Below are 19,390 nucleotides of genomic sequence, written 5' to 3' on the forward strand. Positions count from 1 at the left end.
AATAATTATGCACATGATTATAATCCAAAAAAAGCACTGTCCACCCGGATATATTCCGTCACGGACAATGCTAGTTCCACTGTTTCTATGAAAAAGAGAAGCCACTCTTCCCTACATCTCTTGCAGGATGCCTTTGACTAGCCCGATGAAGGTTGTTTTCACTTTGGCAGCTACTTCAATCACTTCATCATGACTAAGCGGCTGATCCAAAATGCCACAAGCCATGTTCGTCAGACAGGAAATGCCCAGTACCTTCATGCCGCCATGAATCGCTATAATCGCTTCAGGTACTGTGGACATGCCCACAGCATCGGCACCCATGGTACGAATCATGCGAATCTCGGCTGGTGTCTCGTAAGCAGGGCCACTCCACCACGCATATACCCCTTGCTGGAGGCTGACATTCTGTTCTTCAGCAACCTTCAGGGCAATGCTGCGCAGCTCGCGGTTGTATACCTGTGACACGTCCGGGAAACGAACACCAAGTTCAGCGTTATTCGGTCCCATCAGCGGATTGTTGCCTACCAGATTAATATGATCCGTAATAAGCATTAGCTGACCCGGTTCAAAGCTTGTATTTATCGCCCCGCAGGCATTCGTGATGATTAATTGTTCGACCCCCAGCGCCTTCATGATCCGAACCGGGAAAGTCACTTCATCCAGTGTAAAACCTTCATAATAATGGAGACGTCCCTTCATGGCTACAACCGTTTTGCCCATCAGTTCTCCAATAACCAGCTCGTTTGCATGACCAATGGCCTCGGATTGAGCGAAATACGGAATGTCTGTATAAGGAATAACGGTAGCATTTTCAATCTCGTCCGCGAGCGCTCCCAGCCCTGATCCCAGGATCATGCCTACGGCAGGTTTGGTGTTGATTCGGCTTAATATGTAATCTCTGGCTTCCTGAATATGTTCGGATTGATGCATAAATGGTTCCTCCTGATGATCTGTATTAGGTATACAATTACTATATCTCAAGTGTAATGAACAATGGACATGATGTAAATAAAAGCTGGAAATGCAGCTCCTCTGAACAGCTTCCGCTCTATCCGGTTAAGGTTTAAGCCCAGATTGTAACACTCGGAAATATTGTTGCAAAAGCCCGTCAAAATCGAGGTTCTCATCATCGTCAACCTTTTCAACATACTTCCATAAAATCAGTTCTTCTGTCTCGATGTTCACAACCTCATACTCCATTTGGTTCGATTCCCAAACAGTCACCTGACCGATGGCGTACTCAGATTCATGAACGAATCCGATGGAAGGATCAGGAACGAGCTGTTCATCCACATCGCCATGCTTCACCTGTTCAGTCGTGATACCCAGTGATTGCAGACATTCAGCATGATGCTCGGCCCATTGATTAAATTGTTTTCGGATCATATGAAGTACCCCCGCCTTCAGACTTAACCATTTTTCGCGTCATTCATGCTTCAACATTACACAAAAACCCGATCCTCTATCGAGAATCGGGTTCATTCATTGAAAACGGACAAGAGATTTCATACCAACATGTAATGGCAAGCTGCCTCACTGCCGCTCCAACGAATGTCCCATTTTGCTTTTCAGGAAATCCATCCCCACGATTAGCAACAGCATCAGTACAGCAAACAGCACGGATTTGCCAGTCGTTCTTTCAGGAAAGATCATATAGGCAGCTGCAAAATTGCCCGCAAAAACAAACAGGTAATTCCGTATGCGATCCATCTTCTCATCTCATTTCGCGATCAAATTCAGACTCACTTATCCTACAGCTCCACCCTATCATATTTTCCCATTTTAATCCATAATGTAAGTTATCTCTTTCGCCCAATCCCCTCATAGACAGCCTCGCACAGTTCAGTTGTAAACCTGCCCGACATGCCCTCCAGAGCCGTATTCGTGAACGCAACAACGCTCAGCTCTTCTGCCGGATCAACAAACCACGAGTGACCATAGGTTCCTCCCATACGCCACGTTCCAGCAGATTCCGAAGTACCCGCCTCTACCGGATCTTTCAGCAACGTGAATCCCAAGCCAAATCCTCTGCCCGGCCAATAAGGCATGGCAAGATCGCCAATTTGATTGGTCGTCATATCGGTGACCAGTGCTTTCGGAAGAAGGGAACCCCCACCTTGACGCAGCGTTTCAAGCAAAAGAAGAAAGTCTCCTGCACTTCCAATCATCCCCGCGCCACCTGAGAAATAGGCCGATGGATCGAAAACTCTTTCAGGTGCAAGACGGAAGCCCGCCGTTCCTTCAATAAAAGGAACATGTTCCTCCTCACCCAAGCGGCGAGGTTGCCCAGAACTGTTGGAACTGTCCGCATAGGCAGCGGTCATTCTCTCCGGATCCACAGCAACAAAATCCGTGTCCTTCATACCCAGTGGATGAGTCACAAGCCGTTGTACTGCCTCTCGCAGTGTCATCCCGGTCACTTTCTCAATGACTGCACCGAGCACATCTGTTGCAATCGAATATCTCCACATCTTCCCGGGCTCATACAACAGTGGAGCAGAAGCAATCCTCAACAGATTTTCCTCCAGCGTAATGCCAGCGATATCCATTCCATCCGATACTCCGGCAAGTTCGTATGTCCCCCCTTTTTCCTGGAAAAAACGATACGTCAAACCTGCCGTGTGCGTCATCAGATGATGAACCGTCATCGAGGCCACTTCCCCATTCGGCTGTTTGGGAAGAAATTCAGGCAGCCATTTTGATACCAGATCATCAAGCTTTAATTTCCCTTGGGATATCAATATCATGGCAGCGGTAGATACAATCGGCTTGGTTACAGAAGCATACCTGAACAGTGCTTTTTCTTGCATTCGTATGTTCTGTTCGCGATCAGCAAGGCCAGCAGCACTGTTATAGACCAGCTCCCCTTTCCAGGCAATCTGAACAACGGAACCCACGATTCTTTTTTCTGCCAACGTACGGTGAATCACTTCATCCACAGATACAGCATTAAACTTCATATCTCTGTCTCCCATTTCACTCTTCCTCTCCATGTGCTACCGCTTGATTATTTAAAGAAAGTGCGTTTATTATATAAATGATCTCACCCGTATTACATAAGACAATTAAGTTATGAATATTAATACACAATGAATATAAAGGTGTTTATACAGAAATCCCTAAAATTTAAAAGGGGGCCATCTCATGGACCAAATCGATAACAATATCCTCTTTCATCTGCAAAACCAGGCAAGATTATCCATGACGGAACTCGGCAAGCTGGTAGGTTTATCTCAACCCGCCGTAACGGAACGCGTGAAGCGATTGGAAGAATGCGGTGTAATTGAGGAGTACCGCACCATCATTTCTCCGCAGAAAATAGGGAAAGCGAGCACGTCCTATCTTCTTTTTCGCACACGGGATTGTCATGCCTTTCTAGATTTTTGCCGCTCGTCACCGGAAGTAGTTGAATGTCATCGCGTGAGCGGAGAGCATAACTACCTGTTAAAGATCATGACGGATTCGATTGCTGATCTCGAAGCGTTTGGAGACCGATGCGATCCATTCGGTACCTACACTACCCTCATCGCCATATCTTCACCTATCGCAACCAAAAATCTCATTTAAGGAACGAATGTGGTATAAATAGTAGGTTCCGTTCTTAGCCCGTCTTGGGGAAACCATGTTTTCTGGCAGACCAGGCGACAATCAAGGCCATAACGATCAACAGAATCAAGGAAATCGGCAGAGACCGAGCTCCCATCCGGTCCAAAAGGACGGCTCCAACGATCCCTCCTCCCCCGATTCCCAGATTCCATGCTGTCACCAGCATGGATTGGGCGATATCGGCACTCTTGCCCCCAGCTTGCGCAATTGCAGTCTGCAATAACGTAGCCGCCCCTCCAAATGTAAGCCCCCAGGCGACTACCCCCATAATGATTACCGTCGGTTGATGGATAAAGACCCCCATTGCCATTGAGGCCAATGCAAATATAACTAGACTGATCAGAATCAATAACCTCATGTAACGATCAATTAGCAGCCCAATAATCCATATACCGATCACTGAGGTCAGTCCGAAGATCAGCAGAACCAGATCCACCCGTTCGGACAGCACGGTCTCGCCCAGATAAGGTGAAATATACGTGTACAGAATGTTATGAGCGAGTACCCAGGCGAGAACAACAATCAATATGGAACGGATCCCCGGCATAACAAAAATTCGATTAAGCGCAAGCTGATGACGAGCAGGCTCCCCCTTATAATCAGGTACTTTCCATAGCACCCAAAATACAAGTGCAACCGTTAATAATGAGACAGCTCCAAAGATAAGGCGCCACCCTGCATAATTGCCCAAAAAGGTACCCAAGGGAACGCCTAGAGAAAGCGCCAAAGGTGTGCCCACCATGGCGACAGCCATCGCTTTTCCCTTTAACGAGCTTGAAACCATCCGGCGTGCGTAACCCGCGGTCATTCCCCACAACACTCCAGCAGATACCCCGGCCATGAAGCGTGCAGTAAGGGTCAGTACATATACCGAAGATACGGCCGTAATCGTGTTAAAAATCAGAAAGCCGAAGATGCATAATAACAGCAGTGGCCTGCGTCTCCATCCACGTGTAGCTGTCGTCAAGGGGATCGCTGCCAGGAGAGATCCCACTGCATACAAGGTGACGAGTTGTCCAGCCAAACCTTCCCTGATCTCCAGATCTTTTGCTATTTGCGGCAGCAGCCCCGCCGGTAGGCTTTCGGTAAGAATGCATATAAATCCAGCCATAGCCAAAGCCAGCAGACCCGACCAGGGAAGACGTTCTTTTGCCATTGTGTTCGCGTTCACGTAGACTCTCCTTTATCCTTTATTTGTGTAGTCCAAAAGCCTTTGGGCTACAACAATAAGCTTATAAAATCGGGTCCACATTTGGCATACTTAATCAACGGCAAATCGATCGTTTTAGGATGATAATCCATTTTATTTCGGTGTTTCACTTCGGATTTTAATGTAAACGCTATTAATCAGTACTCATCAAACGCTGGATGGTTAAAGAGGGCGGGAGGAAATCGAAGATCTTGGATAGCGCTCTACGTTGAACGATACGTCTGCCGTAGATAACAGGCCAACTGCAGATGGAGCAGGTGCTCCTGATTACTCAGGGACATGCCCAGAATCTCTTCGATTTTACGAATACGCTGATACAATGTGTTGATGTGAATATGAAGAGCTGCCGCAGCCTGGACCGCAGAACCTCCGCAAGCCATATACGTCATTAGTGTTTCTTCCAGTCCTCCGGTCTGTCCTTTGGCAGGCCTCAGCGGCTCAAATACCTCTGCCATAAACGCATTCAGATCCTCAGCCGGTTGCCGGATGAACAAACGGTTTACTCCAATGTCCGTATATCGGATCGTTCCCTGTTCTCCCCTTGTCTTCTGGTATGCAAGTGCCTTGTCTGCTTCCTGGTACCCCGTATTAATGGCATCGACTCCAGAGCGTACTGAACTTAATCCCCCCAGCAATTTCACATGATTACGACTTTCCCACTCGGGCAGCAATGCGCTGAACTGTTGTTCCAGTTTGCCAGGCTTGTACGACTCGTTCAGCATAAGCAGTACCGTGATTCTCCTTTCATTGCCGAATGCAATGGGCAGCGTTCCTGTTGGCATTTTCTCTCTAAGATACGCTACCAATTGAACAGACAACGCGCTAAGCGTCGACGGATTGACCCGTTCCGCGAACTCCAGCAGCCCCACTACGACTGAGGTTGAAGGACCGATTCCGATCTCCCCTGACTTCTGCCAATAATCCTCCGAATCCTGACTGAGCCTCAGGTCGTTGAAGTATTGCTGTGTTTTTTTGAAATAAAATTCGGCAAGGGACTGCTTGCGCATCAATTCCAGGGCCAGAATGGAACTTCCCTGCTCCAGCGCAATCAACTGCAATGGTTCCAGCCGCGTGTTCATCTGGATGACGAGATAGCCAAGGCACTGATTGGCTGAAGCGATCGGATACAAATATTGATACGACGGGTTGTCCTCTCCCTCAATACATGTCAAATAATCCGGATGGTGCAAAGATTCGTACAGGGTGCGAAGCCTTTCCATATTCCAGCCATGCATGACTTTGCCCCGCTTCGGAATCCATTCGTTATCGATAAAATCCACAAAAGTCATCGGTACACCAATAACACGTGTCAGTTCGTTAACGATGGATACTGCGCCCTTATTTTGCAGCGACAGCCGCATAAGTGAGGAGTGAATCTCGTCCCGCTTAATGAGCGTCGCGTTCTGTTTGCTCAGATTTTCGTACAGTTTGGCATTCGTGATCGCAATCGAAACCTGATCGGCAAAGCTTTGCAGCAGCCGCACATCCGACTCCGTAAATATGGGTACTTTCCCTTTTTGATAGACGATTAACACGCAATCCGGTTGACCTTCCACCTTGATGGGCACCGAAATGATTGATCCTATATTTTGAAAATCGTATGCCGAATTCAGATGATGTTTGTTGTCCGACGTCATGTTGCCAAAATCATCTTCCACTGTGGAAAAACTGTTATAGAGCTTGGGTGTACCTCGCTTAAAGGTGTTCCCAATGATCCCTTCACCCGGCTTCAGCTTCATTCTCAGCATGCCCTCGCCCATCTCCCCTGCTCTTGCCTTGACCGTTAATGCGTCGATCGCAGGGTCGTACCTCCATAACACACCAATACATTCATAAGGGATAACTGATAGCGCACTTACCAGTATCCTCCCCAACAACTCATTCAGATCCAGCAATTGAGTCACATCCCTGATACTGTTCATAATTTCATTCAAAGCACGTTCATGTTTGCTCGCCACAGCCTCCGTATAGTAAGGATAGAGCAACGAGGAAAGTGTAACTAAATCTTCCGCAGAAAGCTGCCAGCTCCTAAAGACACGAATAGCGACACATACATTATTATTATATGGGAGAAAAACTAACATAATATCTTCGGATTCCTGTTCCACTTTGGGATGTTGAAGAGGAAGACGTTCCATGAAACAAGGCGGTATACTTTCTCTCCTGCCTATCGCTTCAATCAGTACCCAATCCGCCCAGTTGCTGCTGAGCCACACCTCGTAATCGCAATCCCCTAAGCGTTCCCGCAAGATTTCATGTAAGATTCCATTCAACGGAGCCGCCCCCTGTCAATGTAGGTTTTCACATCATCATAGGGACAATTATACAGAGATATACATTGTGTTGAAACCCCTTCATCATGTAACTTTAAAGCAACACAGAAATTTAGTTAACAATCGATGAGAAAGAAGGTAACACAATGTCCAATATCGTGCAAAGCAAACACTTCAAGTACATTGTTCTCACTCTCTTGTTTCTCGGCTGGTGCCTTGGCAACCTGGATCGCTTCGTCATCAACTATGCCATTGTAGGCATTACACAAGATCTGGGTCTGAGTGCTTCCGCACAAGGAATCATCCTCAGCAGCTTTTTTCTCGGATATGCCATTATGCAAATCCCAGGCGGAGCACTCGCCGATCGTTTCGGTTATCGGAAGGTCATACTCGTTTCCCTGTTCTCCTGGTCCATATTCACCATTCTGACCGGCTCTGCCTGGTCGTTGTTCTCTCTTATCTTTGTTCGTTTCCTGTTTGGTATCGGAGAAGGCAGCTTCTTCCCTTCCGGTTCCAAGGCCATCGCCACCAACTTCCCCATTAATCAGCGCAGCGGTGCCATGTCCATTATGCTGGCATCCGCAGCCATTATGGGGGTTGTCACTCCGATTCTTACCGGACATGCCCTTGTGACCATTGGCTGGCGCAATCTGTTCTATATCATTGGTGCGGTAGGCATCCTCATCACAGGCTTGATGTTCTTTTTATTAAAAGAACCCGCGAAACCTGCACTTGCGGCCTCGGGCTCGGGCCAACAACCCAAAACGTCACTTAAAGTCGTCCTGAAGACGCCTATGATCTGGAATTTGTTCATCAGCTACTTCAGCATTTATGCAGTAAACTGGGGACTTCAATCCTGGATGCCGACGTACATGGTCAATGTCCGGGGACTGGATATGACCCAAATGGGACTGCTCGCCGCCATTCCGGCCATGGTCAGCATTTTCACCATGATTCTCAGTGGCTATGTGCTTGACCGTATTCCCGCTGGCAAAGATCGAATTATCGCTTCCGTGTTCGGAGTACTTGTGGCCTTGTTCCTGTATCTGATGGGCTCCGCGGGCAGCATTACCACATTCATTACGTACATGACGATCGTTACGGCAATGGCCGGATTTATCTCGACACTTATCATTTCGAAGTCACTTAAAACCATGCCCGAATCTGTCGTCGCGACAGCCAATGGATTCATTAACACAGGTGCTCAGCTTGCAGGTTTCCTGACTCCGATGCTGATCGGATTTCTGGTTCAAGCCTCCGGGGGATCTTATGCCACAGCCTTCATCATGCTGATCGCCTTCGCCCTGATCTGCTCCATTACCCTGATGTTCTCCCGTCGTTCCAATTCGGATCAGGATCATACGACTGAGGTGCAGGCAAAAGCGGTCTAGACATAGAGGATTACCTCCATGATGTTACTCCGACAACAGTCCATGGCGTATACAAAATCACAACCATTTTAACGAATACGAGGTGCGGATACTTATGACCACAACTGTAGATTTAACCCAATATATTTCGAAAGCCATTGAAGGCAAAAGCGCGAAGTTTACCGACGCGAGTGACCGAATCTGGGAGTTTGCAGAAACCCGTTTCGATGAATTTCAATCAGCAGAACTACTTATGGAGTTATTGGAATCCGAAGGCTTCACTATAGAGCGTGGGGTAGCAGGCTTGGAAACGGGATTTATCGCTTCTTATGGTACGGGGCTGCCCGTCATCGCCTTACTGGGTGAGTACGATGCGCTGGCCGATCTCAGTCAGGAAGCTGGAATCAGCACGTATCATCCTGTTCAGCCGCGTGGAAACGGCCACGGATGCGGGCATAATCTGCTCGGCATAGGCGCATTGGCTGCTGCAGTGGCGGTCAAAGACTATCTTCAGGAACATCCGGAGACTCCAGGAACGGTACGCTTTTACGGATGTCCCGCCGAGGAAAGTGGATATGGTAAAACATATCTGGCTCGTGAAGGTTATTTTAAAGACGTAGATGCCGCCCTCTCATGGCACCCTCATTCCTTGAATGCGGTGATGCACGGAAGCTCCAATGCTGTCATTCACGGTACATTTACCTTCAAAGGCATTAGTGCTCATGCTGCTGCGGCTCCTCATCTGGGCCGTAGTGCTCTCGATGCAGTTGAGCTGATGAATATCGGCTCGAACTATATGCGGGAACACATGATTGATCAAGCCAGAATTCATTATGCGATTACGAACTCGGGCGGTTTGGCCCCCAATGTAGTACAAGCGGAGGCCGAGGTCACTTATCTCGTTCGAGCTCCCAAGAGTGCACAGGTACGCAGTCTGTTTGAACGTCTGGTGAAAGTGGCAGAAGGGGCCGCCCTGATGACAGAAACAACGATGGACTATAAATATGAAGGCGCCTGCGCCAACCTGATTCCGAACAGTACGCTTGAAAAAGTAATGCATCAGCATCTCGTTGCCTTCGGCGCACCTGAGTATGAAGAGGAAGAATACGCTTATGCCAAAGCGATCTATGATACGCTGCCAATCCAGAACCAGCAGGAAGCCGGCGCGTTAGTCGGTCCTGAGCTTGCGCCTCTTTTGGCTGAACGACCACTGCCTAACTTTATTGCTCCGTATTCGGATGAGCGTGAAACGTTCATGGGCGGTTCAACCGATGTAGCAGATGTCAGCTGGAACGTGCCGACGGCACAGTGTATCACGACTACGATGGCCTTTGGTACGCCGCTTCACGCTTGGCAAACCGTTGCTCAGGGCAAGAGCAGCTTTGCTCACAAGGGTATGCTGCTTGCAGCCAAAGCGATGGCGGCTACGGCTATTGAATCCATTTTACATCCGGAGATCGTCAAGGAAGCACAACAGGAATTGCTGGACAGACTCGGCGGGGAAGTCTACGACTGTCTCGTTCCGGCAGATGTACAGCCTCCGAAGCGGGGAGAATAAGACGGTGAGGTTCAAAGACGTATTTTCCATTATCGGTCCAGCCATGGTTGGACCTTCTAGCTCTCACACTGCTGGAGCAGCACGGATTGGACGCACGGCCAGACAGCTGTTCGGGGAATGTCCCTCGCATGCGGAGATCATCATGTTTGGTTCTTTTGCCGCAACGTATAAAGGGCATGGAACCGACACCGCCATTGTGGGCGGCCTGTTGGATATGGACACCGATGACCCCGGACTGCCTGAAGCATTTGCCCACGCTGACACTGCCGGTATGGAAACCCTCATCCGTCCAGGGACAGGTTTGTACCCGCATCCGAACACGGCCGAGATTGTATTAACCAACGCTGCGGGAAATCGCACATTGAATATGGTAGGTACGTCGATCGGTGGGGGAAATATTGAAATCGTCAGGATCAACGGCTACAACCTGAAGCTGACGGCGCTCTATCCTACACTCATCATTCGTCACAGCGATGAGCCGGGTGTCATTGCAGTCGTAACCCGGCTTCTCGTGGATAATCACATTAACATTGGACACATGTCTGTGGATCGAAAGAACCGGCGGGGCGAAGCCATGATGGTGCTGGAATGTGACGGCAAGATTGACCCTGCCGTAGTCAGGCAGGTTGAGGTGCTTCCGGAAGTCCATGAAGTCACTCTGCTCTGTCTTTAGCTTGAATACCTGACTTCAGCTTTATCAAAAAAAGGAGTTTACGCCAATGAATTTCCGAACATTAAAACAACTTGCCGAACTGGCGGAAACCCGCAAGCTTTCCCTCGGCCAGCTCATGTTGGAAGAGCAATGTCACGAATCGGGCGAAGACACGGACGCCGTGTTCAGCCAAATGCAAGAGTATTACGAAATTATGAAAAGCGCGGTGCACCAAGGCCTTCACACCGATACAACTTCCAAAAGCGGCCTGACTGGAGGGGATGCCCGTAAATTGATGGCTTACCATGCAGATGGACAATCCCTGCTCGGCGATCATGCCAGTCTGTCGATGAGTTACGCACTTGCGGTGTCCGAGGTCAACGCATCGATGGGCCGGATTATCGCTACACCGACAGCGGGTTCCTGCGGCATTATTCCCGGGGTATTTATCAGCAGCCAGGAGCGGTTTGAGTGGACCGATGAACAGATGGTCTATGGCCTGTTCGCATCTGGGGCCATTGGTTACGTCATTGCCAACAATTCGTTCATCTCTGGTGCGGAAGGCGGCTGTCAGGCAGAAGTGGGTTCTGCTATCGGGATGGCAGCCGGGGCGCTGGTGGATATCCGGGGCGGGTCCCCTTCTCAGGCTATCCACGCCGTTGGACTTGCGCTGAAGAACACCCTTGGATTGATCTGTGATCCGGTAGCCGGGTTGGTCGAAATTCCTTGCATTGTTCGCAACGGATTCGGGGCGATTACAGCTCTGGGAGCAGCAGATATGGCACTTGCTGGAGTCCGGAGCGTCATTCCTTCAGATGAGGTGGTGCAGGTCATGCTGGAGGTCGGATCGGCCATGCCTGAATCACTACGCGAAACGGCTGGCGGCGGCCTCGCCCAGACACCGACGGGACGCAAAATCACAAGGGATTTACAGCATAAATAAAGATCAGGCATGTCATTTACCCGAGGAGAACGAAATCCTCAAGGTAAATGCATGCCTGTGTTTTGTTTTGTTTTGTTTTGTTTAATTTATCCGGTTCAACCGAACCAAAGAATAGCTATCACATTCTGAGGGTATGCATGCCGACATTTAGAACGGCTAAAGTTTGTCCACCTGCAGCAGCGTAACCTGTTTCAACGTACAGGCAGGACTGATCTGCTCCTCGGATAGAACATTCAGCTTAATCAGGCTTTTCAGCTTATGGTTGTCTACTTTGGACAAAAGCCTCCAGATATCCGGATCGGGAAGAGAAGCATACAGCTTCTGATCATCATATTCCTTGCGGTGCTGAAGCACCGTTTTCACCGTGTAACCGCCAACCTGCGTCTCGTAGACCCCTTGTTCCGCACAGTACGCAACAATCTCATCTCTGAGTACAGACAATTGCTGCTCAATCTCTTTTTGCTGCTGCTTTAGTTGAAAATAGGTTTGCACTTTCTGTTCCATGACCTATCACGCTCCTCTATACCATAGGTATGCAGGAAACGTTTGTTTAAGACAGGCTATTCATTGGGGATTCATAAACCATCATCTGAATAGAGAGTACGGTCAGCAGCAATGCAGCCAAAAATATAAGTAATGATTTTAACGACCTACTCACAGATAACTGCATTCTTCTTCTGATATTTTGGATCTTCTTCATGCGATTTCAGGATATCCCCATCTACTTGCATGTGTGAATCCATTTGATCGACCTCCTTGGACATCATGTCATGTTTGCAATAGAACCTCACTCAAATAGGGGTTATGGAGAGCAATCCGGCGAACCCGCTGCATAACGTTTGGTCCCATCGGCACATCGGCAACGCGTCTTAACAGAATCCAACGAAGACAAGCCAATGCTCCAAAAATCTGCTCATCTTCCAGCGTATAATTCACTGAACGCTTCAATTCGGTTTGATACGTCTTCCCATGGCATTCCCCACTGTAAATCGTGATGAGAAAAACAGACCATGCCATGTCGTACCTCGGATCACCAAGCTGTCCATTTGTCCAATCGATAACGGTGTAGTTGTCATCCATTTCAAGAATGTTGCCCAGATTGTAATCGCCATGGATTAAGCAGTCCTGCCTAAGCTGGACGCGCTGAAGGAGGTTTGTAACAATGCGGTTCAAGTCCTCATGCAACGCAATGGAAGGAAAGAAATAATGAACAAAATCGTACCTGGATATGTATTCTCCATCATTTTCTGCACCCGCTTCATTCACCGGATAGCGATGAACCTCCATTAATCTTTGAGCCAAATGAGTCAGCTTGATTGGTGTTAATTGAGCAACAGGCGTACCATCATAGCTCGTTAGCAAAACCTGATTCCGCTGCTCATCCATGCCCCAGCCGTAAGGTCTGGAAACGCGGATTCCATTCTGATAAAGCTTGGACAACAGCTGATATTGGCTGCCGATATTCGGTCTCGAATCCTTGTTCCACACCTTCAATACATACTGCTGATCACCAATCTTAATTCTCATCACATCCGCTTCCAGTCCAGGTGACAAAGGGATGACCTCATATGACTGTTCCATCACACGTCTTACACGTTCATCCAATTGGACCATCCATTCGGCTAAGGTTAATGGTCATCGTTCTTCTTCCCCTCCATGTTTAAGCTGCGGAAGACCCATGATACGTTTTATAGCTATTTAGCACACCCGAATGGTTAGTCAGGGATAATAAGACCTTTGCCAATGACATTGGCAGATACGGGTTTCTTGTTCAGTTCTCTTGCCCATACCGACAGTTGTCCCATGTGGTGGATTTCATGAGCAATCACATGACGCATCACTTCTCCCCACGATTCTTGAGCAACCTTGTCCTTGGACTCAGGAGGAATGTAAGCTTTCTTTTCCATGCTCGCATCCCAAGCTACAACAAATGCCTCCACATCGGGACGCAGCTTGCGATCATACTGTCGAACAGCCTCCAAACTTTTGTAATCCTCGAAGTCTTCCGGATCATCCGGTTTACCCTGCAGTAATTGAAGCCAGCTCCACTCCACATCAATGATGTGGAAAAACGTCTGTAAGATGCTGCCTACACCACCAGTACGGGGCCGAAGCAATTCTTCAAGCGGTATATCCTCACACCACGCATACCATTGTTCACGTACAATCCAGTTATAACGAAAAAAAGTTTCCATTTGAACTCCCCCTTTTTCGGTTGCGTTGTTTAGAGTGTTTTGATCAATTCTGTGTTGGCAAACGTGGTATCCGAATGTTCAAGATCGCCATAGATCCCGCTAATCTGATCAAAACCGGATTTGATCCAGAATCGTAATGCGGGCCAATTTTTGAGCGCTACGTTAATTCTGATTTCCTTGTACCCGAGTTCGGAAAGGTTGTGGGTCAGTGAATGAATCATTTCTTGCCCATACCCTTGACCCTGCTGGTTCTCAAACCAGGCTAATGTCCAAAAGCTCATCCCACTTTACTGCCTTCTATCATAACCCATGATATGGAAATGATAAAAGAACCACAGAACTGCGGTTCTCTACTCTTTTGGATGAGTTAATCTCTTCTTTATATATAAGACAACATGAATTGCAGCATAAATAAATAGAACATTAAACAAATAAGAAAGCACTTGAATGTTGACACCCGAAAGGAACCAGATTGTATCGTCAGGCTTCTCATAATGATAATCTGTGTAAAATCTAATCGGGAAACCATACTCTGTTCGCAATGGATCTTCCGTATATGCTGTTCCAGGAATAAACATGACAGCTAACACAGCAAGCCAAGCTGAAACATTTAGTATTCTATAATTAATCGTCAATGTATCTCCTCTTTCAATTGATCACACTTTCGGAGTCCGCCACATTGGCAAACAACCTCAGCACGGTATTGTGGTGATCTATAATTTGGTCCGCTGTGAGATGGCTGGAATTCCAGGTGCTGTGTGCATCTCGAACCAGGTTGGCCTTGTAACCAAGGCTGAATGCCCTGCGACAAGTGGTGTCAACACATACTTCTGTCTGCATCCCAACGAGAATCAGCTCAGTCACTTCGTTGTCTTGCAACTTCAGATGCAGATCCGTTTCGTGAAACGAATCGGGTGTTTCTTTTTCAATTACTAAGTCACCTGAAATCGGTGCAATGCACGGATGAATCTCCCACCCCGGTGTTCCGCGTTCCAGTGGACTTCCTGACCCTTCGCTGTGTTGAATATAGATGACAGAATGACCCGCTTCACGAGCCTTGGCAATTACCTTTTGGATGTTCTGAAGCAACTGTTCCCCCTGATATACGGGGTCTGATTCATCAAACATGGCTACCTGTACGTCAATGACAAGAAGCGCACAATGAGTTGTCACCTTTCATCCCTCCTGACGAGATCAATGACTTAAGTTTTTCCTAAACGTAACACGCGAGTAGCCGGCTTGAAAGTGGTCCTTCTCATATTGGGATACCGAGTAACCAATGGATTTGTAAAATACTAACGTGTCTTCATTATCAGGATGACCGAGGGTGTGTAATACAACTTCTGTTTTGCCTCTATTTTTAATCACTTCACATATATGGTCCAAAAGAGTCTTCCCGATCCCCTTCCTCTGATGCTTAGGCGATACAACGACACCTACAATTTCGTACAAACCCTCATCCTTATTAAAAACAAACCCCGCATGTCCTACAATCTTGTCCAGCTCAACCGCAACCCAATATTCCGAATCACTTGAATGCTTCAAATAACTCGCCCAACGTTCTGGATAAAGGTTAACAATAAAAGTGGGGAATTGCAGCGAATATTGCTCCATTAATTGCTTAATAGACTCCGTATCCCGATCTTCTAAGCGTCTGTAAGATATCAGATCCATCATCCTTTTTAAGAAAATTTGAGCAATCTTTAAAATATCGCGTTGACTAGAGCTGCTTCTAGATCTCAGCACTTATAAGACGGTAGTCATTCTCGAAATAGGCATGTATTCTATGGCCACCGAACAATTCTCCATCATCATATTCGCAATATATATGTTCATACTTGATCACGACGTCGAGGAGCCTGATGGATGCTGCGAATCTCTCTGGTGTGACATCATATTTTCCTGCATGGACTTCATCCCAATCCAAATGTTCATCGTCCTCATCATATTCAGGCCAGAAATCATTTTTATAAGCCGTTAACTCATTTGCAATGGCTATCTTAGCCTGCTTATCGAATTCCTGCAAAACTCCATATATCTGCTCTGCCCGATGCATCATCTCATGGACATTAGCCTTTTCATCCGATATATCCAGTGCCCAATGAACTGGACCTTCTTGATACGTGTATGCTTTACTCATTTCTTCATAACTAAATGTTCCCATATGCTCGCTATGAATCGATCTGTCCAACTTTTGATAACCCTCCTTACCATCACTGTTCACACTAACTTTTCTTTTTTCGAGCCTTGAAGAGAGCTTCCAACCCAAGATCGATCAGTACAAATATCATAGCTGCAAACACGCCATGTAAGGTGAGAGGGGAATTTTCTCTGAAATTAAAAATATCTTTCCCAGCGCCCATGACCAGAACAAATATGTTCATACCGACGAACCCAGCGCACGCGTAACCTATAAATTTTACGAATATATAAAATGCATGATTAGCCCCTCTCATTTTGCTCAACAAGAAGTCTAGCAATATCGATAAGGGTAAACCTATTAAAAGGATCAGGGGGGTTGCATAAATCGGATACACAGCAATATAAAAACCAAAGTTGTAGGTGTCATTCATGGATACCAAGCTCGCAGCTAAACTAAAAATGATAATGGTTAAAAGTGAGGTTAACAACTTTCTACCCAGGTTCATTTCACCACTCCAATACGAGTATCCATCATTAATCCAATGTACTTATACGTCCGAATCTGCCGGTTTCCACCCTACTTCCTGAGACCACAGATGGGCCTTCTGTAATATTTCCCAAACTACAGGCCCTTTGCCCTCCACATACTTGGAACGTTGTTCCTTGTATAAGCCCATAAGTCTGTACTTTTCCTCCGCATACTTCACACAATCCAGTGGATGTTTTCGCAAATAATCCCTGAATAGCAACGTCATCTGTTCAGAGAAACTCCCCGCTTGCCTAACATGTACATGCGTACGTCTATTCCCAGGTGCCTCGCGGAAATATCTTTTGCTCTGGTCCGGATTATCCTCCCTAAACACAAAGCCGACCTTTTCAATTCCAGGCTGGAAGCTCCGCACGTTTTCGAGATTCAACACGGAGACTTGAATGTCAATGATGGGTTTGGCATCCATGCCAACGATTGAAGTTGATCCGACATGATCGATACGAAGGGCCTTTTCTCCTAATGCCTCTCTTAATTTAAGTCCTGTTTCGTGAAACAATGGCCCCCATGCCGAATCATACTTTGCAATTCTCCATTGTTCTTCCATGCAGAACCTCCACCTCACTTCGATATGATAAAGATTCGGCTCACTAGGATGAATTACTCCTTTGGCTTTTGAATTTCTCCTCCTTAAACCAACTTCTAAGTTGGTTAATATGAGCTTGGTGATAACGGTTATGGTCGGCCATATGCCATATCCCCCAGCGTAGTGTTGCTTGCTTTTCATTGTCATGCCCAAAATCGACAACATGCTCCAAATCAGCATCTGTTAATTGCGTACACGCCTCTTTCAGGGTTGTTATTACTCCCTCATATTGAGAGATAAGTGTGTCCCTAGGCACTCCGCTAACCATGGGAAGTCTGTTGTTTTCATCAATCATCGGGCCATATTGTTCTATCAATGACTGAGGCAGTGGTGTTCCTTTAATTCGGTATACCCAATTTAGATCAACGAACAGGATATGTTTTATTAACTGAGCAGTACTATTACGGTTGTGATCAGGTCCCCTGTAATCAACTTCCTCTTGAGACATTCCATCCGTGATGGTTTGCAGCCGCTGGCTATTCTCCCTTACAGCAGAATATAACATTCCGACCACAGGCGACATATTGGCTTGACCTTTCAGATCATACAGCATTCTATCTATCCCTCCTTGCTATAATTCATATCACCATAGTAGTAACTTCAATTAAATAAAATTACCGATTAGGATAGGTTTCTTGTAGAAACTTAACCGATTGGTTTATCAATGCTTTTAAAGCATCCACATTAATGTCTGCTACTTTATTGATATACACACACGCTTTTCCGGTCGTATGTTTCCCCAGATCCTCTAATAGTGATTCTCGTTCTGTATCCCCCGTTGCAAAATATAAACTGATTTTTGCTTTTCGGGGGGAGAAACCTACCAACGGCGCATCGCCTTCGTGACCAGATTCATATTTATAATGATATGCACCAAATCCAATAATGCTCGGTCCCCACATCTTGGCTTCATAACCTGTCGTTTCAACGAAAATATCCAATAACTTATAAGCATCCTCACGTTTTTTGGGATTCTCGACGTTTTCAATAAACTCAATAACACTATTGTCCGTTTCTTTTGTTTTTTGCTTGTACATTTTAATTCACTCCTTTTCAACCTGATTGTCATGCTGTCTTTGCCCGATTTCTCGCCAATTTCGATTTAGTTCATCTATTGATTTTTGCAATGAATCCATTCTTTTCAACCCAGCGTATTGATTACTAATTATGCCCGCAAAACCAATAACAATGACTATAATGAGATAGAGCATATTGAATCCCTCCAAAATGTATCATCAATAACGGAACTGTTAATGAATGCAGCAAATAATCAATTCGTTAAGTCTTCTATTTTCATTGAAAAACTTGCCCAGTCACTACTATACCCCAAATTCATTCCCCATCCAGCTGACCTTAGATCATCTCTTAATCGGATTAGCTCGTTAATTTCGTTGTTCTCTAATTTGGTATTTGGAAACCCTGTATATGTGGGAAAGCCAGCAAAATACCTATACAATGTCCATAAGTCATTTTCTTGCGATTTCGTAATCATTCCAGCATTCTTACCTGTAACCATCAGTTGGTTAATGCCTTCTCTAACATCCTCTATCTTTTCAAGAACCAAATTATCATCATTCCACTTATTATTGTTCTGGTAATCAATTGCACTCTCTAATTGAACTAAATCATTCTGAAGTCCAAAGGATAAATTCGAATACATTTCTTGCTGATGACTTTCCTTCCAAAAAACAAACGTGATTAAAACTATGTTGAATAATACAGAAATAACAATAATGATATTTTTGGTCTTCATTTATTCTCCTCTCAAGTAAAAAACTTCGCCACCTTGAGTCACGAAGTTCTCTTTCGGATCATTCTGATTTGTCCCCTGTGATTGATCTCATCCTCAAATACATGAAACCACATAAAATAATAGTTTGCCGGTTTGTTATACCAGAATTCTTCTTCCGTGTTCAACCAGTCGTCATTCACTGTCTGAAAGAACTGAAGCGTTCTCATTCGTACCTGTTCCATTTTCGAAAAATAAAATGTGATATCGTTGCCTTTGATCTTTTCCTGACCTTCCTTGCCTAGATTTAACGCCGGGCCCCACTCCGATAATTCTTCTTCGTTCAGCTCCCGATTCTCAAAAGTCGCCACTTGATAGGCATATTCGACCGCTGCAGAGTGAAGCAATAATGCGCCGATAGAGTTACTTTCGGAGTCCAGCAAGAAATCCAATTGATCTATGGATAGATTTTTGACTTCCTCAATGGTTGTAAATCTGGCGTAGTTCATCATTGAAATGAGCCGACTGATCTGAGGAGAATAACTCGGAATATCACTTATTAGATATATGTTCTCCATG

Annotated in this window: 26 protein-coding genes; 5 read left to right on the forward strand and 21 right to left on the reverse strand. The window is 46.2% G+C overall.

The genetic code is table 11. The features are described from left to right. Positions 1-111 precede the first annotated feature (111 nt). The 4 genes from AB3N00_RS18665 to AB3N00_RS18680 all read right to left on the reverse strand — a co-directional run bounded on the left by AB3N00_RS18665 (position 112) and on the right by AB3N00_RS18680 (position 2,960). On the reverse strand, positions 112-930 hold the full coding sequence (locus tag AB3N00_RS18665; RefSeq protein ID WP_413035909.1) for a purine-nucleoside phosphorylase: 819 nt from the start codon (positions 928-930) through the stop codon (positions 112-114). Between the two features lie 126 nt (positions 931-1,056). Continuing rightward, positions 1,057-1,386 (reverse strand): hypothetical protein, encoded by a 330-nt coding sequence (locus tag AB3N00_RS18670; RefSeq protein WP_413035910.1) that lies wholly within the window; start codon positions 1,384-1,386, stop codon positions 1,057-1,059. Between the two features lie 147 nt (positions 1,387-1,533). Next, positions 1,534-1,710 carry a hypothetical protein gene (locus AB3N00_RS18675; RefSeq protein WP_413035911.1) on the reverse strand — a complete coding sequence of 59 codons (177 nt, stop codon included), beginning with the start codon at positions 1,708-1,710 and terminating at the stop codon, positions 1,534-1,536. Between the two features lie 89 nt (positions 1,711-1,799). Continuing rightward, positions 1,800-2,960 (reverse strand): serine hydrolase domain-containing protein, encoded by a 1,161-nt coding sequence (locus AB3N00_RS18680; RefSeq protein ID WP_413035912.1) that lies wholly within the window; start codon positions 2,958-2,960, stop codon positions 1,800-1,802. Between the two features lie 184 nt (positions 2,961-3,144). On the opposite strand from AB3N00_RS18680, the gene AB3N00_RS18685 reads away from it, so the two are divergent. Continuing rightward, on the forward strand, positions 3,145-3,567 hold the full coding sequence (locus AB3N00_RS18685) for an Lrp/AsnC family transcriptional regulator (RefSeq protein WP_413035913.1): 423 nt from the start codon (positions 3,145-3,147) through the stop codon (positions 3,565-3,567). A gap of 34 nt (positions 3,568-3,601) precedes the next feature. Here AB3N00_RS18685 and AB3N00_RS18690 read toward each other — a convergent pair whose 3' ends face one another. Together AB3N00_RS18690 and AB3N00_RS18695 are read right to left on the reverse strand one after the other, a co-directional pair. Beyond that, positions 3,602-4,762 carry an MFS transporter gene (locus AB3N00_RS18690; RefSeq protein WP_413036078.1) on the reverse strand — a complete coding sequence of 387 codons (1,161 nt, stop codon included), beginning with the start codon at positions 4,760-4,762 and terminating at the stop codon, positions 3,602-3,604. A gap of 257 nt (positions 4,763-5,019) precedes the next feature. Beyond that, on the reverse strand, positions 5,020-7,089 hold the full coding sequence (locus AB3N00_RS18695; protein WP_413035914.1) for a helix-turn-helix domain-containing protein: 2,070 nt from the start codon (positions 7,087-7,089) through the stop codon (positions 5,020-5,022). Between the two features lie 146 nt (positions 7,090-7,235). On the opposite strand from AB3N00_RS18695, the gene AB3N00_RS18700 reads away from it, so the two are divergent. The 4 genes from AB3N00_RS18700 to sdaAA all read left to right on the forward strand — a co-directional run bounded on the left by AB3N00_RS18700 (position 7,236) and on the right by sdaAA (position 11,612). Further along, on the forward strand, positions 7,236-8,480 hold the full coding sequence (locus AB3N00_RS18700) for an MFS transporter (RefSeq protein ID WP_413035915.1): 1,245 nt from the start codon (positions 7,236-7,238) through the stop codon (positions 8,478-8,480). A 94-nt stretch (positions 8,481-8,574) separates the two neighbouring features. Then, positions 8,575-10,017 carry a M20 family metallopeptidase gene (locus AB3N00_RS18705; RefSeq protein ID WP_413035916.1) on the forward strand — a complete coding sequence of 481 codons (1,443 nt, stop codon included), beginning with the start codon at positions 8,575-8,577 and terminating at the stop codon, positions 10,015-10,017. A 4-nt stretch (positions 10,018-10,021) separates the two neighbouring features. Further along, positions 10,022-10,690, forward strand: coding sequence for an L-serine ammonia-lyase, iron-sulfur-dependent subunit beta (gene sdaAB, locus AB3N00_RS18710; protein WP_413035917.1), 669 nt, complete (start codon positions 10,022-10,024; stop codon positions 10,688-10,690). A 46-nt stretch (positions 10,691-10,736) separates the two neighbouring features. Further along, on the forward strand, positions 10,737-11,612 hold the full coding sequence (gene sdaAA, locus AB3N00_RS18715) for an L-serine ammonia-lyase, iron-sulfur-dependent, subunit alpha (RefSeq protein WP_413035918.1): 876 nt from the start codon (positions 10,737-10,739) through the stop codon (positions 11,610-11,612). A gap of 156 nt (positions 11,613-11,768) precedes the next feature. Here the strand turns inward: sdaAA and AB3N00_RS18720 are convergent, their stop codons facing one another. The 15 genes from AB3N00_RS18720 to AB3N00_RS18790 all read right to left on the reverse strand — a co-directional run bounded on the left by AB3N00_RS18720 (position 11,769) and on the right by AB3N00_RS18790 (position 19,389). Then, a complete protein-coding gene (locus tag AB3N00_RS18720) occupies positions 11,769-12,116 on the reverse strand; it encodes a hypothetical protein (RefSeq protein WP_413035919.1) in 348 nt (115 codons plus the stop codon). A gap of 264 nt (positions 12,117-12,380) precedes the next feature. Further along, on the reverse strand, positions 12,381-13,226 hold the full coding sequence (locus tag AB3N00_RS18725; RefSeq protein ID WP_413035920.1) for a phosphotransferase family protein: 846 nt from the start codon (positions 13,224-13,226) through the stop codon (positions 12,381-12,383). Positions 13,227-13,327: 101 nt separating this feature from the next. Then, entirely contained in the window at positions 13,328-13,807 is a 480-nt protein-coding gene (locus AB3N00_RS18730; protein ID WP_413035921.1) for a DinB family protein, read from the reverse strand. 29 nt (positions 13,808-13,836) lie between these two features. Next, positions 13,837-14,088 carry a GNAT family N-acetyltransferase gene (locus tag AB3N00_RS18735; RefSeq protein WP_413035922.1) on the reverse strand — a complete coding sequence of 84 codons (252 nt, stop codon included), beginning with the start codon at positions 14,086-14,088 and terminating at the stop codon, positions 13,837-13,839. A 69-nt stretch (positions 14,089-14,157) separates the two neighbouring features. Further along, the gene (locus tag AB3N00_RS18740; RefSeq protein ID WP_413035923.1) at positions 14,158-14,442 is read right to left on the reverse strand and encodes a hypothetical protein; all 285 of its coding nucleotides are present in this window, start codon (positions 14,440-14,442) and stop codon (positions 14,158-14,160) included. 13 nt (positions 14,443-14,455) lie between these two features. Next, positions 14,456-14,980, reverse strand: coding sequence for a cysteine hydrolase family protein (locus AB3N00_RS18745; protein ID WP_413035924.1), 525 nt, complete (start codon positions 14,978-14,980; stop codon positions 14,456-14,458). A gap of 21 nt (positions 14,981-15,001) precedes the next feature. Further along, positions 15,002-15,484 carry a GNAT family N-acetyltransferase gene (locus tag AB3N00_RS18750; protein WP_413035925.1) on the reverse strand — a complete coding sequence of 161 codons (483 nt, stop codon included), beginning with the start codon at positions 15,482-15,484 and terminating at the stop codon, positions 15,002-15,004. A gap of 55 nt (positions 15,485-15,539) precedes the next feature. Continuing rightward, on the reverse strand, positions 15,540-15,998 hold the full coding sequence (locus tag AB3N00_RS18755) for a DUF2262 domain-containing protein (protein ID WP_413035926.1): 459 nt from the start codon (positions 15,996-15,998) through the stop codon (positions 15,540-15,542). Positions 15,999-16,032: 34 nt separating this feature from the next. Continuing rightward, positions 16,033-16,455 carry a hypothetical protein gene (locus AB3N00_RS18760; RefSeq protein ID WP_413035927.1) on the reverse strand — a complete coding sequence of 141 codons (423 nt, stop codon included), beginning with the start codon at positions 16,453-16,455 and terminating at the stop codon, positions 16,033-16,035. Positions 16,456-16,497: 42 nt separating this feature from the next. After that, on the reverse strand, positions 16,498-17,043 hold the full coding sequence (locus AB3N00_RS18765) for a GrpB family protein (RefSeq protein ID WP_413035928.1): 546 nt from the start codon (positions 17,041-17,043) through the stop codon (positions 16,498-16,500). Between the two features lie 43 nt (positions 17,044-17,086). Continuing rightward, positions 17,087-17,635, reverse strand: coding sequence for a DinB family protein (locus AB3N00_RS18770; RefSeq protein ID WP_413035929.1), 549 nt, complete (start codon positions 17,633-17,635; stop codon positions 17,087-17,089). 61 nt (positions 17,636-17,696) lie between these two features. Next, entirely contained in the window at positions 17,697-18,119 is a 423-nt protein-coding gene (locus AB3N00_RS18775; RefSeq protein WP_413035930.1) for a DUF1801 domain-containing protein, read from the reverse strand. 6 nt (positions 18,120-18,125) lie between these two features. After that, the gene (locus tag AB3N00_RS18780; RefSeq protein WP_413035931.1) at positions 18,126-18,293 is read right to left on the reverse strand and encodes a hypothetical protein; all 168 of its coding nucleotides are present in this window, start codon (positions 18,291-18,293) and stop codon (positions 18,126-18,128) included. A gap of 59 nt (positions 18,294-18,352) precedes the next feature. Further along, positions 18,353-18,835 (reverse strand): hypothetical protein, encoded by a 483-nt coding sequence (locus AB3N00_RS18785; protein WP_413035932.1) that lies wholly within the window; start codon positions 18,833-18,835, stop codon positions 18,353-18,355. A gap of 38 nt (positions 18,836-18,873) precedes the next feature. Continuing rightward, entirely contained in the window at positions 18,874-19,389 is a 516-nt protein-coding gene (locus AB3N00_RS18790) for a DinB family protein (RefSeq protein WP_413036079.1), read from the reverse strand. Between the last annotated feature and the right edge of the window lies 1 nt (position 19,390).

Source organism: Paenibacillus xylanilyticus (assembly GCF_047246825.1).
In the GTDB taxonomy this organism is placed as follows: domain Bacteria; phylum Bacillota; class Bacilli; order Paenibacillales; family Paenibacillaceae; genus Paenibacillus; species Paenibacillus xylanilyticus_B.

Coding starts and splice junctions, on each gene's coding strand:
- sdaAA (WP_413035918.1), top strand. CDS start 10,737: ATGAATTTCCGAACATTAAAACAACTTGCCGAACTGGCGGAAACCCGC.
- AB3N00_RS18665 (WP_413035909.1), bottom strand. CDS start 930: ATGCATCAATCCGAACATATTCAGGAAGCCAGAGATTACATATTAAGC.
- AB3N00_RS18730 (WP_413035921.1), bottom strand. CDS start 13,807: ATGGAAACTTTTTTTCGTTATAACTGGATTGTACGTGAACAATGGTAT.
- AB3N00_RS18785 (WP_413035932.1), bottom strand. CDS start 18,835: ATGAAGACCAAAAATATCATTATTGTTATTTCTGTATTATTCAACATA.
- AB3N00_RS18770 (WP_413035929.1), bottom strand. CDS start 17,635: ATGCTGTATGATCTGAAAGGTCAAGCCAATATGTCGCCTGTGGTCGGA.
- AB3N00_RS18685 (WP_413035913.1), top strand. CDS start 3,145: ATGGACCAAATCGATAACAATATCCTCTTTCATCTGCAAAACCAGGCA.
- AB3N00_RS18680 (WP_413035912.1), bottom strand. CDS start 2,960: ATGAAGTTTAATGCTGTATCTGTGGATGAAGTGATTCACCGTACGTTG.
- AB3N00_RS18720 (WP_413035919.1), bottom strand. CDS start 12,116: ATGGAACAGAAAGTGCAAACCTATTTTCAACTAAAGCAGCAGCAAAAA.
- AB3N00_RS18775 (WP_413035930.1), bottom strand. CDS start 18,119: ATGTACAAGCAAAAAACAAAAGAAACGGACAATAGTGTTATTGAGTTT.
- AB3N00_RS18765 (WP_413035928.1), bottom strand. CDS start 17,043: ATGGAAGAACAATGGAGAATTGCAAAGTATGATTCGGCATGGGGGCCA.
- AB3N00_RS18790 (WP_413036079.1), bottom strand. CDS start 19,389: ATGGAGAACATATATCTAATAAGTGATATTCCGAGTTATTCTCCTCAG.
- AB3N00_RS18750 (WP_413035925.1), bottom strand. CDS start 15,484: ATGATGGATCTGATATCTTACAGACGCTTAGAAGATCGGGATACGGAG.
- AB3N00_RS18725 (WP_413035920.1), bottom strand. CDS start 13,226: ATGGTCCAATTGGATGAACGTGTAAGACGTGTGATGGAACAGTCATAT.
- AB3N00_RS18670 (WP_413035910.1), bottom strand. CDS start 1,386: ATGATCCGAAAACAATTTAATCAATGGGCCGAGCATCATGCTGAATGT.
- AB3N00_RS18675 (WP_413035911.1), bottom strand. CDS start 1,710: ATGGATCGCATACGGAATTACCTGTTTGTTTTTGCGGGCAATTTTGCA.
- AB3N00_RS18690 (WP_413036078.1), bottom strand. CDS start 4,762: ATGGCAAAAGAACGTCTTCCCTGGTCGGGTCTGCTGGCTTTGGCTATG.
- AB3N00_RS18700 (WP_413035915.1), top strand. CDS start 7,236: ATGTCCAATATCGTGCAAAGCAAACACTTCAAGTACATTGTTCTCACT.
- AB3N00_RS18735 (WP_413035922.1), bottom strand. CDS start 14,088: ATGAGCTTTTGGACATTAGCCTGGTTTGAGAACCAGCAGGGTCAAGGG.
- AB3N00_RS18780 (WP_413035931.1), bottom strand. CDS start 18,293: ATGCTCTATCTCATTATAGTCATTGTTATTGGTTTTGCGGGCATAATT.
- AB3N00_RS18705 (WP_413035916.1), top strand. CDS start 8,575: ATGACCACAACTGTAGATTTAACCCAATATATTTCGAAAGCCATTGAA.
- AB3N00_RS18760 (WP_413035927.1), bottom strand. CDS start 16,455: ATGAACCTGGGTAGAAAGTTGTTAACCTCACTTTTAACCATTATCATT.